Here is a 14,670-nt window from a genome sequence, read left to right on the forward strand (position 1 = left end):
AGACTCCTTGAAGCCGGCTTACTTCGCCCTGATGAAGAACCGATGTTCCGACCACCAGTCGAAGTGCCCTCGACTGCGTGAGAAGTAGATGCCGCGGTCGGCGTCGAGGACCTTCTCCCAGAACGGACCGCCGTGCTTCTTCTTGAGCTCGCCCTTCGGCTTCCCCAGGAGCTTCGACGCCGTGAAGTCGTTCACGCCCGAGGGCAGCTTGAACGCGAGCGGCCCGTCGTACTTCTCGCCGAGATGCACTTCGCTGATCACGCCGTTGCGCCCGACGCTGACGGTGATGCCGCGCTTCGTGTCCTTCAGCTTTCCCTGGGCCTTCGGCAGCTTCGTCGGCAGCTTCAGCTTCTTCAAATCCGCCGGCAGCTTCTTATCGCTCACATGCCTGCCGAGCAGCGACACCAGCCCGCGAGGAAGGGGCGCGAGCTTCTTCACGCCCTCGCTCACGACGGGCGCGGGCGTGGCTTCACGCTGGTAGGCCCGCACGTTGAACTTCGCGGGCTTCGGAGCCTGGACCTCCTCCTTCGCAAGCCACGCGCGCAGCGCCTCGCGCTCGTCGCCCTCATCGAGATCGTCCAGGCGTGTCTTTCCCCTGCCCAGCGCGAGCAGGAACGCTTCGAGGCTGGGCGCGACGACCTTCAGCGCGTCCGACTCCGAATCGAACAGCACTACGGGCGCCGGCTTCACGGTCGATACGAGCGCGAGCAGCGAACCGTCCGGCAGCGACAGGAAGCACCACGCGTCACGCAGCCCGCCCGGCATCTTCGGTGAGATGAGCTCGAAGGTTCCGAACGCGCCGTGCTCCTGCTTCGCGAGCCACTTCCCGAAGCGTGCGAGCAACGGCGGAACGGTCTGCCCCTTGGGGGCCTTCAGCTTGACGTAATACCGGGTCATCAGCGGCCCTGGAACTTGGGAGGACGGCGCTCGGCGAAGGCGGAGAAGGCCTCCGTCAAATCCAGCGACTGGAGGAACGCCGAGTTCCACACCGCCACGTAGCGCAGCCCGTCCGCGATGGACTTGTCCGCGCAGTACTCCATCACCTGCTTGGCGCCCTGGACCACGAGCGGCGGATTGTCCGCGATGCGCCTCGCCGTGGCCCGCGCCTCCGTGAGCAGGGCCTCGGGGGAGGGGAAGACCTCGTTGACCAGCCCCATGCGCAGGGCTCGCGCCGCGTCCACGTCTCCGCCCGTGTAGGCCAGCTCCCGCGTGTTCCCCTCGCCGATGATGCGCGGCAGCCGCTGGAGCGCGCCCAGGTCCGCGACGATGCCGACCTTCACCTCGCGCAGGGAGAACTTCGCCTCCTGCGAGCAGTACCGGAAGTCACACGCGGCGATGAGGTCCATGCCTCCGCCAATGCACCAGCCATGCACCGCGGCGATGACCGGCTTCTTGCACCGGGCCATCCCTTCCGTGGCCTGCTGCATCTCTCCAATCAGCTTCAGCAGCCGGCTGCGCTCCAGCGCCAGGTTGCTCTCACCGGTGAGCAGCGGCCCCAGGGACTCCATCATCCCCATCAGGTCCAGGCCGTAGGTGAAGTTCTGGCCTTCACCGCGCACCAGCAGCACGCGCACGTCGTCGTCGGCGTCCAGCGCGCGGAGCGCCTCGGGCATCTCCCGCCAGAAGTCGGGGCCCATGGCGTTGCCCTTGCCCGGGCCGGTGAGCACCAGCTCGGCGATGCCGTTTGCCTTCTCGATGCGCAATGACTTGTACGTGCCGTCCATCCGTTCCCTCCCAGGGAAGTGAGCGGATGGCACTTGAGCAGATGCCGCTCAGGCGGGCCAGAACCGGTGGCACTCCGCGCTCCATTCGGCATGGCGGGTGCGGCCGGACGTCCAGGTCTTGTAGCGGTAGTCGTGGCGGCTGCGCTTCTGGAAGTAGAAGGACCAGCGCCCCGACTCCCGCACTCCGAAGACGGTGCCGAACTGGATCAGCTCGTCCTGGTCCACCTTCCAGAACGACCGGAAGGCATGGGTGCCCACGTGGTACCAGGAGGCGCCGCTCACGCCGCGTTCGTATTCGAGCTGGGCGGTGCCCGCCGCGCTCAGCATGCCGGGCATGTAGTCATGCATCGACGCGGAGGCCGACGACTGCTGGCTGCCACCCATGACCTTCCGGGCGGCGTTGAAGCGGACCTCCATGACCTGGACCTTCGCCTGGTACCTCGCCGCGTCGTTGGGCGCGTTCGCTCCCGCCGAGTTCGCGTTCAGGTGGTACACGGTCGGCGAGGCCGGATCTCCAGTGACGAAGATGGAGCACCCCTGGAGGGCGGCGGTGACGAAGTAGTTCGCGTGCGAGCCCAGCCGCACGCAGTGGGTGCTGTCGAAGCCCCAGTGCAGGTAGTAGATGTCGAAGGACTGCGCCACCACCGGGCCACCCACCTCCAGCGACAGCAGGTTGTGGTCCCCGTTGAAGATGATGCCGGTGCCCGGTTCGGTGATGGGGTTCGTGTTCTCCGACAGGTCGACGGCCTCGTGCAGCGCTCCGCTGAGCACACAGCCCTGCGTGTCGTAGGCCGTGGCCTCCAGTCCGTGCGGGTCCAGGTTGCGCGCGTGCATCAGGCGCTTCAACCCGACGAGCGACCGCTGCTGGGACGGCGGAGGCGCGACCCGGAGGGCCGGGAAGACGGCCTGCTTCGAGGCCTTCTTCACCAGGTCCTGCGGCTTGTAGAGGGGAACGAGCGCCAGGGGCCATCTCCAGGTTGGGGGCCGCGTGAGCATACCGCCCGCGGGGCAGGCCTGGCGTCAGGGCACGTCCATGGCCGTCGCGTCGGCCTTCCAGCGCTGGAGCTGTTCCTTGGAGGGAAAGCCCGTCACGCGGTAGCGCTCCGGGTACACGCCCAGCTCGGGCATCAGCAGCGTTCCGGCGTCGCGCACCACCAGGTCCCAGCGGACCGCGGCCACCGGGGGCGCGTCCGGGCCCAGCGCCGCGTCCACGAAGAGGATGACGTCCGCTCGCGGGAGCAGCGACTCGCCTTCGTTGGACCAGACGGTCTGACCGAAGAAGCGCCCCTGGGAGTCCTTCTCCGGCAGCAGGCTGGCGATGAAGACCTCGTTGGACTCCTGCTCCTGTTGCTTCCGGAGCCGCTCGGTCTGCTCCTGGTAGCCGCGCACCCGGCTGGCGAACGCGAGGTTCTCCAGGATGCTCCGCGCCGGGGCCTTCTGCTCGGGGAGGAAGGGCTTCCATCCGTCAGCCGTGAGGCGCAGTGCGCTCCCGTCGACGGGGCGCGGTGCCTGGACGCCCTCCAGGGCCGCCTCCGCCAGCGTGAGCAGCCCCGTGGCGTCTTCGGCGCCGGTGATGAGCACCGTGTCCCGGTTGGGGACGACCACCACCGGATCGCCCTTCACCTCGCAGCCGCGCACCACGTCGTCCAGCAAGAGCCGTGAGGCACCGTAGCTGTCGTTCGTGAAGATGGCGCAGACGCCCAGGGTCAGGTGCCGGAGCGGCGCGGCCTCCAGCCGCCGCAGGTTGGCCATCGCGTCGGCGCGGGCCTGCTCGTAGGTGATGCCCCAGCGCGCCAGCTCCTCCGGGGGCACGTAGCGCATGGCGTCCGGGGTGTCCTGGACGAGCGCCTCCGCCAGCACCTCGCCCACCGGCCGCCAGGACACCGGCGGGGACTCACCGGCCTGCTGGGAGAACGCCTCGAAGGTGTCTCGGGCGCGCACCACGAGCATCAGCAGGGGACGCACCTGGGCGTAGGTGGCAGGGGCCTCCGGGAACACGCCCACCCGCCCCAGCCGCGCGAGCGCCTCGCCGCGCCCCTCGGGCGGGGCGTCCTGATACTCGCGGTAGAAGTTCGCGAGGTTGAGGGTCATCCCCAGACCGCCGTCCGGGGTGTAGCGCTGGATGAGGAACTGCTCCGGGTCGTACCTCAGCTCGCCGGTGGGGTCCGCGGCGCGGAGGATCTCCAGGGCCTGCCGGGCGTACTCATCCCGGTCGCTCGCCCCCAGGGACAGCGGTTCATGGACCTTGGGTGTTCCGTTGGCGAAGACCAGCGCGGCGACGAGCACCAGGGCCGACACACCGAAGCCGGCCACCTTCCACTGCGTGTTGCGTGACATGGGCCCGGCAGCAGACACCTGCCGGGCCACATCGTGCAACCTCTCTACGCCGCACGCGAACGGCGGCGGCGCAGCAGCAACGCCAGCGGCAGGAAGCCCCAGACAGGCGCGCCCGCGGACGAGCATCCGCAGCCGGAGTCCTCGGGCTCCTCCGGGGAACCCGTGCCCGCATCGACCGCGGTACCCGCATCGACCGTCGTGCCCGCATCAACCGCGGTGCCCGCATCGACCGTCGTGCCCGCATCCGGCTGCGTGCCTGCATCCACGCCGCCGTCCGTGCCCGCGTCGCTGCCTCCATCCGTGTTGCCGCCACCCCCGTCGGTGCCGGCATCCACGCCGCTGTCCAGGCCCGCGTCGCCGCTGCCGGCGTCCGGCTTGTCCTCTTCCGGCGTGATGCTCAGCACCCGCCCGTGCACGCGGTTCATGTAGAGGCCGGGACCCGAATCAAAGCGCTGGTAGACGATGACCGCCTTGTGGGGCGCGAGCAGGGCCATGCCCGCCGGGTTCGCGTTGTCCTCGGCGGGCCACACGTCCAGCGGCGCGGGCGTCAACACCGTCCCGTCCAGCGACACGCGCGCCAGCTTGGGACCCATGAATGCATCCGACCCCTGCTGCCAGAGGATGGTGAAGCCGGAGCCGTCGAACAGCGGCTGCGCGTAGCGCTTCATCGAACCGCCGGGGACGACGACCTTTCCGTCCGGGTCCTTCAGCGTGCCGTCATTCGCCACGCGCGCGGCGCGCATCTCCGGCCAGCCTCCTCCCTTGCGGTAGTCCGACCAGGTGACCAGGAAGTCGCCATGCGCGGCGACGTCCGGCTCGAACTGGGAGGACGCCGCGGCGGAGATGATCCGCGGTGTCGCATCCACCAGTTGCCCGGTGGGGCTGACCCGGGCGGCATGGATGTCGTAATCGCCGTTGTAGTTCGCCCACACGACCAGGAAGTGGGTGCCATTGAAGGCCACCTTCGGCTGGAGCTGCGTCTGGGTGTTGGAGGCAGGCCTGGGAAGCGGGATGGGGCTCGACACCGAGCCGTCCTCGCGAACCATCACCCCGGTGATGCGGCCGCCCGCCGCCTCCCAGACAACGAAGAAGGTGTTCCCGGCGCTGGCGATGGAGGCGGGGCCGGAGCGGGTGTTCGTGGCGAGCGTGAGGGGCTGCGCGTCGATGAGCGTTCCGTCCGGCCGCACCCGCTGGGCCTTGATGTCATAGCTACTGGATTCCTGGCCCCAGGCCACCAGGTACATGCCGTCGCCAGCACTCACCACCGGACTGACCACCCAGGTCGGAGAGGGGAGGACCCGCACGTTGCCCGTGGGCTGCCCGTCGGCGTTCAGCGGCTGGATCCGGATGCTGGTGGTGCTCGCGGCCTCCTCGCCCACCCGGTCCCGCCACGCCACGAGCCCGGTGCCTCCCGCGGAGGCCACGCTCGGCACGTCCTGGACGTTGGCGCCCCAGGCGAGGAAGCGGCCCGCTCCATCCACCGGGGTGCCGTTCGTCTCGAAGCGCCCGGACTTGAGGCCGTACGAGCCGACGTACTCGGCCCACACCGCGCGCAGCCGCGTGCCGTCGAAGATGAGGTCATACAGCGTCTTCTGCCCCGAGTGGGTGAAGAGGGGCACCCGCGCGGTGTCCTTCACCCCGCCATCCTTGCCGAAGCGCACCCCGTAGAAGCGCTCGTCGTACGAGCCGGTCGCGGCGCGCCAGACGACCCAGGTTTGCGTCCCGTCGAAGGCGATGGCCGGGCCCTGCTTGTAGTCGCTACTGGCCGGCGTGATGCGCACCCCGGTGCCGTCCAGCGGTTCACCCGCGACGCTCACCCGCCCTCCGTAGAAGTCGCCGTAGGAGGAGTTCCGGCCGTCGCTCCACAGCACCTGGTAGTTCGTCCCGTCGAAGAGGGCCCGGGGAAACGTCTGGTAGCTCGAGGCGAGGACACTCACCGGGATGCCCGCGGCGTCCATCACCTCTCCGGAGGGCGCCACCCGCGTGGCGTAGATGTCCCACTCATGGGTCTCGCCCACCTGGTGGCGGCCATCCTGCCAGGCCACGAGGAAGCCATCGGGACCGCCCGCGACGGTGGGGTTGGCCTGATTGCCGGCGGTGGAGACAAGCACCACCGGAGGGGTGTCGAGCACGGTGCCGTCGTCTCGGATGCGGGTCCCGAGGATGTCGTAGTCATAGACGCCGCCGCGCTGCCACACCACCAGGCTCACGCCTCCGGACGAGGCCACCTTCGGGTCCACCTCCCACCTACCGTCGATGGCTGGGATGGGGGCGGAGATGCGGAAGCCATCGGGCGGGGTGGTGACGGTGCCGTCGGGGCTCACCCGCGCGCCGTAGATGGCGTAGTTGCGGTTGTCCCGGTAGTCCTGCCACACGACGAGGAACTGCTTGCCATCCCACGTCACCGCGGGGGCCTCCTGGCCGTGGGCCGCGGTGCACAGGGGGATGCCGGCCGGGTCCAGCACGTTGCCGTCCGCGTCGATGCGCGCGGCATGGATTTCCGGGCCGGTGCCATGGAAGGCGCTGTTCTCCCCGCGCCGCTCGTCACTCCAGACCAGCAGCGTGACGCCACCACCCGTCGCGGCGCGTGGCGACCGGACGTTGGCCAGCAGCCGCCCGTACCGGGGCGACTCCAGTGAGAACTCGTTGGACAGCTCCGTCGCCCCAACCACCGAAGCCCACAGCCACATCACCACCACGGCGCGCATCGACACCTTCCCCCTGAAGAGGCCGGCATCATCCCCAATCCGAACCCCGTCGCGCCAGCTCAGGGCTCGTTGAAGATGAGCAGGCCCCGGGCGGTGTCCACGACGTACACGTGGCCGTCTCCGGGAACGCGGATGCCAATGGCGCCTTCGAGCAGGTCATCGCCCCGGTTCAGGTCGGCTTCACGGAAGGTGTTGAACCAGGCGATTTCGCGCGGCCGAGGGGGAACCGATACATCCAGCACGCGCAGCCCCTCCTGGTAATAGGCGATGTAGAGCCGCTGGCCCTTGAGGATCATGTTGTGGATGGAGGTCTGCGGCCGCAGCTTGTAGCGCCCCATGAGCTGGATGTTCGTGGGGTCCGTGACGTCCAGCACGCGCAGGTGGGCGCCCTGGTACTCGCCGCCCTCGAACGCGACGGTCTTCCCCGCGAAGGTGCCCACCGCGCTCGCGTGGCTCGTCGCGTAGCTGTTGTCGGTCTCGAACGTGTAGTGGCCCAGCTCCCGGGGGCTCATCGGGTCCTTCACGTCGTAGACGACGTAGCCCGCGCTGAAGTGGTTGACGTAGAGCCGGTCCTGATAGGCGAAGGAGTCGTGCGCCGAGGGAAACGCGGACGTCGTGTCGGCGGCGGTGAAGCGATTGAGCAGGACGGGCTGGAGCGGCGTGGAGATGTCGAAAACAAGCGTCTCGCCGGTGGGGGCGGGACCCGGTGACACGGCGTAGAGCCGGTTGCCATCCACGAACATCGTGTGGACATCGATGGGCCCGCGGCCGGGCACGCTGCGTACGAAGGCCGGGTCCTCGGGGCGGGTGATGTCGAAGACGATGACGCCCGAGCTCTTGCTGGCGATGTAGAGCGCGTCGTCCTTGGCCCAGGCCGCGTTCCAGTACGAGTCTCCCGGGAGGGTGATCCGCTTCGTGATGACGGGGTGGCTCGGGTCGCGGACGTCGATTACCGCGAGCCCTCCCGGGGCCTGGGTGATCGGGTCGTCGATGGAGACGACGTAGGCGTGGCTCCGGTGGACATACACATCCACCGGGCGCACCGTCTGGACGTGGGTCTCGGAGAGGAGCCGCAGCCCTCCCGAGGATTCGGACTCGCCCCGCGCCCAGGTCATCCGCGCGGCCTCGAAGGTGCCCGAGGTGGCGACCTTGCCATCGGTGCAACGGGCGAAGCATCCGGTCACCAGCCCGGGCCCGGTGACGCCGCAGCCCGCGAAGACCAGGTCCCGGACGGTGTCCCGGAAGGTGTAGCGCGCGGAGACGCGGAAGCCTCCCTGGAGTTGCTGCCGCGCGACCGGAGCGCTCCGCATCGTCGGGAGGTAGTTCATGGTCGCGGTGCCGCCATCCGCGGGGACCCGGATGCCGGCGAAGTCCGCGAGGCCCGAGGCGTGGCGCATGTCCACCTGGTAGATGCCATGCGGCTCCAGTGCGGCGAGCGAGGCGGTGTCACACTTCGACAGGTCGAAGAGGGACGGGTCGTCGCAGTCGACGACGGTCCCCGGGGGCGGCGTGAACGCGCAGGGGGCGTACTCGCCCCGGTCGACCCAGTCCGACGGGTCGGCCAGGGGCGTATAGGTCCCGTCCCAGGGGTCCTCGGGAGGAGGCGGGGGCGGGGGTTTGGACGTGTCCGAGCAGGAGGACGACAGCAGGGCACAACCGAGGATGACTGCACGAAGGGCAGGGGACTCGAGGGCCATGCCAGGGAGTGTATAGCATTACACCGATTGTCTGGGATGTGGGTATACTGCCTCGATGTTCCTGGCAGCCTTCGCCTTTGTCGTCGCCCTCTTCCTGGCCATCGGGGGCCTGCTCTTCGTCGGCATCCCGACCTGGGAGCAGAACCGGTACGACCGTGTCCGCCGTGAGGGGCAACGCTATCTCGCCGTCATCAAGGAGGTCAGCGCCTCCAGAAACGACCGAAGCCAGGCGTGGCTCCTGCTGAAGCTCGAGACTCCGTCGGGTCCGGTGGCGAAGCGGCTGATCGTGAAGTTCACGGAGAAGATCACCTGGGAGTTCCTCTCCACGGCGCGCGTGACGGACCGGCCGGTGTACGTGCACTGCCTCCTGGATGAGCGCGTCGGGGAAGACGTGCGTCAATTCGGCTTCGTCCTCGAAGAAGCGCCTTGAGGGGCAGGCCTGCTCAATCCGTCATCAGCACCATCAGCACCCGCGTCAAAGCCTGTGCCTCGGCGTGGTTCGGATTCAGCCGCAAGGCTTCGTCGACCATCGTCTGGGATTCACCCAGCCGGCCCTCCTCCTTGAGGTGCGCGGCGTAGGCGTAGAAGGCCTCCGCTGAGTTCGGCTCCTTCGCGATGCGGTCCAGGAGCGGCTTCTCCTCTTCGTCCGGAGGCAGGAAGGCCGAGTCGGGAGGACAGGGGTCGCCGTACTGGCCCTTGATGCTCTTGGAGTACGCACCCGGCGCGAACGTCTTCACCGCCTTCATGAGCTTCTTGATGTCCGTGTCGCCGCCCTTGGGGCACAGGCCAAGGACGGCGATGTAGAGCCCCTTGTTGAGGCCGGGATAGTTGTCTGACTTCTCCACGCCCGGGAACCCGGTGGTCGACAGCCGGACCCAGAGCACCTGGGGCTTCAGCTTGTCGAGCGCGGCCTGGGCCTCGGCTTCCGTCTTCCCGCCGCCGACGATGACGATGTCATAGGTCCGTGGCTTGGGCTCACCGGCCAATGCCGTGAAGGGAAGACAGACGCCGAGGAGGAGCAGGAGTCGTAAGGTCATCCCACGACTCTAGTTCAAACGCTCAGGCCTTCACCGTCTCGATGATGCTGGCTCCGCTCCGGGTGGGGATGATGCGCTCCACCTTCCACGAGGTCGCGTCGAACAGTGCCTGGAACTCGTCCCGGGTGCGCTCGCGCCCGTCAGCGAGCACCAGCATGTTGAGGTCCATCAGGTGGGTAGGGTCTGGATTGCGGTTGTCCGGAATCACCATCTCCAGCACGAAGAGCCGTGCCCCCGCGGGGGCCGCCTCATGGATACGGCGGAGGATGGTGCGGGAGGCGTCGTCCTCCCAGTCATGGAGGATGTGTTTGAGCAGATAGGCGTCGGCCGCGGGGATGCCAGGCTCGAAGAAGCTCCCGGCCACCACGTCCACCCGGCTGGCCAGTCCCCGGGACTCCAGCGCCGTCTTCGCGCCCTCCGTGACCCGGGGCAGGTCGAAGAGGATGCCCCGGCAGGAGGGATGGGCGCGCAGCACCTGCGAGAGCAGGTCGCCGTGGCTGCCTCCAATGTCCGCCACCCGGGCGAAGGGGGCGAAGTCGATGTGGTGCGTCAGTTCGCTGCCCACCAGGCCGGAGAGATTGCCCATGGCCCGGGCGAAGTGCTCCCCCTCGTCGGGATTCCGGGCGAAGTGCTCCCAGATGTCGGAGCCCAGCGCGGCCCGCACGGGGGCTTTTCCGGTGCGAACCGCCTCGGAGAGGAGCCCCCAGGGCAACCAGTGGGACTTGTCGCTCTGCATGATGGCCACCGCCCGCAGCGAGCCCGGGACGTCCGAGCGCAGCCCTTCGCCCATCGGGGTCAGGGCGAAGGTCCGCTCGGAGGGGGAGGTGAAGAGGCCGGCGGTGATGCCGCCTCGCATCAGCCGGAACAATGCGCCCGGGTGGACGCCCAGCTCGGTGGCGAGCGAATCACTGTCGCGGGGGCCTCCCACGAGCAGGTCCGCGATCCCCAGGCGGGCCACCGTGCCGATGACCTGGGTGATCCAATGGCCATTGATTGCCGCGAACAGCTGCTGCGTGGGAGACGGATTCTCGCTGGGCATGATTTTCATGCCGCGAGCCTACTCGATTGACGTCTGGATTTGACCGGGAGTACGACCGCGGGATGACCTCACCGACCGTCCATCCGGCGCAGCTCATTGTCGATATCGGGTTTGGTTTCATCGTCTCCGGCGCGCTGGCCACGGCGGCGGAGCTGGGAGTCGCGGACCACCTGGAGCAGGGCCCCAAGAGCGCGGCCCGGCTCGCGGAGGACGTGGGCGCGGATGCGGCGTCGCTGTACCGGGTGCTGCGGCTGCTCGCGAGCGCTGGCGTGTTCTCCGAGGATGGCGACGGCAACTTCGGGCTCACCCCCGCCTCGGAGCTGCTGCGCACCCAGGCCCCCGGCTCCCTGCGCAGCGCTGTGTTGATGCTCACGCAGGACATCTTCTGGGCGCCGACCGGCGCGCTCACGCAGACGGTGCGGACGGGGACGAACGCCTTCGAGCGCATCTTCGGTAAGCCCTTCTTCGACCACCTCGCGAGCAACGCCGCGGCGGGCGCCACCTTCCACCGGGGCATGTCCAGCCTGTCGGACCTGGAGAACGCTCCCATCGCCCGCGCCTATGACTTCAGCGCCTGCCGGCGGGTGGTGGACGTGGGCGGAGGCCACGGCGGCTTCCTCATCGAAGTGCTTCTCTCCACGCCGTCGGTCCGGGGCGTGCTCTTCGACCACCGGCACGTCCTGGATGAGGCCCGCATCGCCTCGGAGGGGTTCTCCGAGCGCTGCGAGCTGGTGGCAGGGGACTTCTTCCAGACGGTGCCTTCCGGCGCGGACACGTACGTCCTCAAGCGCATCCTCCACGACTGGAGTGATGACGTGTGCGTGGACATCCTGCGCCACTGCCGCCGGGAGATGGCCGAGGGCGGCCGGGTGCTCGTCGTGGACACGGTCATCCCGCCCGGGAGCGCGCCGCACGGGGGCAAGGTGCTCGACGTGATGATGCTGGCCTCGCTGCCGGGCCGGGAGCGCACCGAGGAGGACTTCCGCAAGCTCTTCGCCCGGGCGGGCCTGCGGCTGTCGCGCGTCATCCCCACGCCGGCCGCGCTCAGCATCACGGAGGCCGTGGCGGGGTAGGGCGCCGGGGAAATGCAAAAGAATTCCCCGGGGTGACATCCCTCTGGTGGGCGCGGACTTCGCGCCCGTCGAGGGGGATGGGCACACCATGGGGATTCACAGCGCCACCGCCACCAGCACCTTCCGCGGCCCGACGTCCCTGGGGACGGGGCCCGCGGCGGTTCCCAGCCGTCCGCCCACTCCGGCGCCCGCACGACGTGCCCCGCTCTCCTACACGAGCCGGGACGGCTTCGCCTCCGCGCCCACGTCCCGGGGGCCCAACCTCACGGGGACCACGCCCACCGCTCCGCTCGCGGAGGCTCCGGCGTCGTCCTCCCCGGTCCTGCGCGCCATCAACACCGGCGGCGTCCAGAAGACGCCCCAGGGCGGTGGTGTCTCGATTCCGTTCCGCATCAGGCTGGACGGCCTGTCCGCGAAGGAGCGCAAGGAGCTCACGCCCAAGGAGCTGCTCGTCCGGTTCGCCATGCAGTTCAACAACGTGGACCGGACGCGTGCCGAGGCCATGGTGGAGGCCAAGGAGGTGGGCTGGACCATCGGCACACCTGAGATCACGGAGGCCATCCGCAACGGGGCCTTCTACGAGATCGCCGTCACGGACAACTCGCGCAGGCCCCTGAGCCCGAAGGACGAGAAGGCCGTGGACGGGCTGATCAATGACCTGCCGCCGGGCGACAAGAAGCGCCTCAAGGAGGCGGCCCGCACGGAGTTCGAGTCCCGCACCAATGGCATCTACCGGGGCACGTCCCAGGACCGGGCCTACCTGAAGAACATCGAGGGGGACCTGCTCGCGAAGGAGCTCTTCAAGAACGTGCCACCGCACGTGCGCGACATCCTCTTCAAGGAGGGCGCCCCGGCCCCCAAGGACTACACGTCCGCCCTGCGCGCCGCGGAGGCGCTGTCGAAGCTGTCCCCGCTGGAGCTGGCGGACTACCTGAGCAAGACGACCGGCACCACGTCCGACTGGGCCGCGCTGGACAAGTCCATCGACTCCTACCGGGCCGACCGCGCGGAGCGGCTCCAGGGGCTGGAGGCGCTCGATGGCTACTCGAAGCGGCTCGAGGGGACCGCCGCCCTCTACACGGAGCTCAAGGCCTACGACTACCGGAAGGCGAACCCTCCGGCCCTGGCGTCGGAGGACAGCAACGAGCTGACCGGGCATCTGGACAAACTGGACGGGATGAAGGCCAACCTCGAGTCGGAGCTGCGGCGGCACGGCATCTCCGGCATCGACGAGTTCAGGGGCCTGCTGAACGGCTACCGGACCTCCTTCGAGAAGGAGACGGTGTCGGTGGCCAAGGACCTGATGGCCCGGACCGACCACTCGCTCTACGAGTTGCAGAACAAGTATCAGGACCCGGCCGTGGCCCAGGACCTCTACCAGCGCCTGGCGAAGGCGCGCGAGTACGAGGCCAAGGCCGTCGAGGCCGAGAACACGGCGGCCAACCTGTCTGGGGGAGTGGACTCGCCGCGCCTCCAGCCGCGGCAGATCCTCCAGCAGATCGACGAGGCCAAGAAGGATGCGCGGTCCTTCCGCGCCCAGGCGCGTGAAGAGGCGAGCCGGATCGCCCGCGACCACCCGCTCCTTCGCGACGAGAAGCTGGACCTGCGCACGCTGGTGCAGGCCCGTCCGGAAGGCATCCAGGCCCTCATCCAGAAGCACCTCGCCACGCGCCGGCAGGACATCCAGAAGACGCGCGCCAACATCGAGCAGGACCCCAGCCTCGTCTACCGCTTCGACGTGCTGATGAACTCCTCCAAGCAGCTCCAGGGCATCCAGCCCGGCTCCGTGCAGGACATGGTCATCAATGACCAGGCCGGGGAGATCCGGCGCAAGGAGATGCTCATCGACGTGGGCCTGTCCGCGATGGGGCTCGCCGTGGGCCTGATTCCCGGGGGCGCGGCGGTGCTGCCCATCATCCTCGCCGGTGGCATCGGCGCCACCCAGGTGGTCCGCAAGGCACAGGACTACATGACGCAGGACGCAGCCTATGGGGCGGGCCTCTTGAAGGACGATCCGTCCATGGCCGAGGTGGTGATGGCCGTGGTCGAGACGGGCTTCGACCTGGCCGCCGCGGGCCCGCTGCTGGACGCAGTGAAGGCCTTCCGGATGTCCAAGGCGAAGGACCTGGGGAAGCTGGAGAGGGAGCTGACGGCCCTGCCCGACGTGAGCGAAGCGCTGGCCCGCCGCGTGGTGGACGCCGAGCGCCGGGGCCTGTCGCAGGCCGCGACCCAGGGCACGAAGGGCGTCGACACCGCCGTGACGGACCTGCGCAAGGTGATGCGTGCGTACGCCAACGAAGAGGTGGACGGCGCGGCCCTGCGCGCGGCGTACCTGCGCTCGGTGGAGGCCGCTGGAGGCGACCCCCGGGTGGGCGCGACGCTGGGGAAGCTGAAGGACTCCGTGCTCCGCGAGGCCTTTGGCGACCCCGCGGCGTTGCTGTCCGCGGCGGCGTCCAAGGACCCGAAGCAGGTCGAAGCGCTGCTGTCCCTCCTGAAGCGGCAGGTGGGGCGGGACTCGGCGGACGTCGTCATGTCCAACGCGGTCCGCGACGTGGCCGGCATGGCGAAGGCCGGTGTCGGCCGTGTGGTGACGGACCCCAAGGAGCTCCAGCGCCTCTTCCGCGCGAAGTTCGGCGGTGACGAAGCCGTCTTCTACCGGGGCATCCGCGTCCAGGAGGGCACGCAGCTCCAGGGGACCTACAAGGGGGCCCAGGGCGGCCAGATGCTCAGCGACAGCAAGAGCGCGGCGCTGACGTACGCGAACCAGGCGCCGGGCCTCAAGGCGGGCCGCGACCAGGCGACGAAGCGCATCATCGTCGAGGTCCGCATCCGCCCCGAGGACATCCTCCAGGACCCGTACGGGACGATGGAGCACGTCATCCTCAAGCCAAACGTGGACCTCACGAAGTTGCCGGGCTACCGGCAGCTCACCCCGGAGGAGATCGCCAACCTGAAGTAGCGCCTCAAGCATGTCTGCTGGTGCGCTTCAGCGGCCCTACTGCGGGTGTGAGCCTCGTTGTCGATATTGCAAGTCATTCTCGATATCCTTCGATTC

11 protein-coding genes are annotated in these 14,670 nt (G+C 69.0%); 3 read left to right on the top strand and 8 right to left on the bottom strand.

Going from position 1 to position 14,670, the window contains the following annotated elements; translation table 11 throughout:
* Positions 1 to 18: 18 nt before the first annotated feature.
* The 6 genes from ACX114_RS16795 to ACX114_RS16820 are packed head-to-tail and all read right to left on the bottom strand — an operon-like array spanning position 19 to position 8,466.
* Positions 19 to 897 carry an SMI1/KNR4 family protein gene (locus ACX114_RS16795; RefSeq protein ID WP_459299100.1) on the bottom strand — a complete coding sequence of 293 codons (879 nt, stop codon included), beginning with the start codon at positions 895 to 897 and terminating at the stop codon, positions 19 to 21.
* Entirely contained in the window at positions 897 to 1,724 is an 828-nt protein-coding gene (locus ACX114_RS16800) for a crotonase/enoyl-CoA hydratase family protein (RefSeq protein WP_459299101.1), read from the bottom strand. Before ACX114_RS16800 ends, ACX114_RS16795 begins: the two co-directional genes overlap by 1 nt.
* 48 nt (positions 1,725 to 1,772) lie before the next feature.
* On the bottom strand, positions 1,773 to 2,720 hold the full coding sequence (locus ACX114_RS16805; protein WP_459299102.1) for a hypothetical protein: 948 nt from the start codon (positions 2,718 to 2,720) through the stop codon (positions 1,773 to 1,775).
* 24 nt (positions 2,721 to 2,744) lie between these two features.
* The gene (locus tag ACX114_RS16810; RefSeq protein WP_459299103.1) at positions 2,745 to 4,061 is read right to left on the bottom strand and encodes a hypothetical protein; all 1,317 of its coding nucleotides are present in this window, start codon (positions 4,059 to 4,061) and stop codon (positions 2,745 to 2,747) included.
* 44 nt (positions 4,062 to 4,105) lie between these two features.
* A complete protein-coding gene (locus ACX114_RS16815; protein WP_459299104.1) occupies positions 4,106 to 6,769 on the bottom strand; it encodes an MYXO-CTERM sorting domain-containing protein in 2,664 nt (887 codons plus the stop codon).
* Positions 6,770 to 6,828: 59 nt separating this feature from the next.
* Positions 6,829 to 8,466 (bottom strand): LVIVD repeat-containing protein, encoded by a 1,638-nt coding sequence (locus tag ACX114_RS16820; protein WP_459299105.1) that lies wholly within the window; start codon positions 8,464 to 8,466, stop codon positions 6,829 to 6,831.
* A gap of 55 nt (positions 8,467 to 8,521) precedes the next feature.
* Between ACX114_RS16820 and ACX114_RS16825 the strand changes: the two genes are divergently transcribed.
* Positions 8,522 to 8,896 carry a hypothetical protein gene (locus tag ACX114_RS16825; RefSeq protein ID WP_459299106.1) on the top strand — a complete coding sequence of 125 codons (375 nt, stop codon included), beginning with the start codon at positions 8,522 to 8,524 and terminating at the stop codon, positions 8,894 to 8,896.
* Positions 8,897 to 8,909: 13 nt separating this feature from the next.
* Here ACX114_RS16825 and ACX114_RS16830 read toward each other — a convergent pair whose 3' ends face one another.
* Together ACX114_RS16830 and ACX114_RS16835 are read right to left on the bottom strand one after the other, a co-directional pair.
* Entirely contained in the window at positions 8,910 to 9,503 is a 594-nt protein-coding gene (locus ACX114_RS16830; RefSeq protein WP_459299107.1) for a hypothetical protein, read from the bottom strand.
* Between the two features lie 22 nt (positions 9,504 to 9,525).
* Positions 9,526 to 10,551, bottom strand: coding sequence for a methyltransferase (locus tag ACX114_RS16835; protein ID WP_459299108.1), 1,026 nt, complete (start codon positions 10,549 to 10,551; stop codon positions 9,526 to 9,528).
* A gap of 53 nt (positions 10,552 to 10,604) precedes the next feature.
* Here ACX114_RS16835 and ACX114_RS16840 point away from each other — a divergent pair, with 53 nt between their 5' ends.
* Together ACX114_RS16840 and ACX114_RS16845 are read left to right on the top strand one after the other, a co-directional pair.
* Positions 10,605 to 11,615 carry a methyltransferase gene (locus tag ACX114_RS16840; RefSeq protein WP_459299109.1) on the top strand — a complete coding sequence of 337 codons (1,011 nt, stop codon included), beginning with the start codon at positions 10,605 to 10,607 and terminating at the stop codon, positions 11,613 to 11,615.
* Positions 11,616 to 11,703: 88 nt separating this feature from the next.
* Positions 11,704 to 14,574, top strand: a complete 2,871-nt coding sequence (locus tag ACX114_RS16845; protein WP_459299110.1) for a hypothetical protein — start codon at positions 11,704 to 11,706, stop codon at positions 14,572 to 14,574.
* Positions 14,575 to 14,670: the final 96 nt, after the last annotated feature.

It is taken from the genome of Corallococcus sp. M7 (assembly GCF_054512695.1).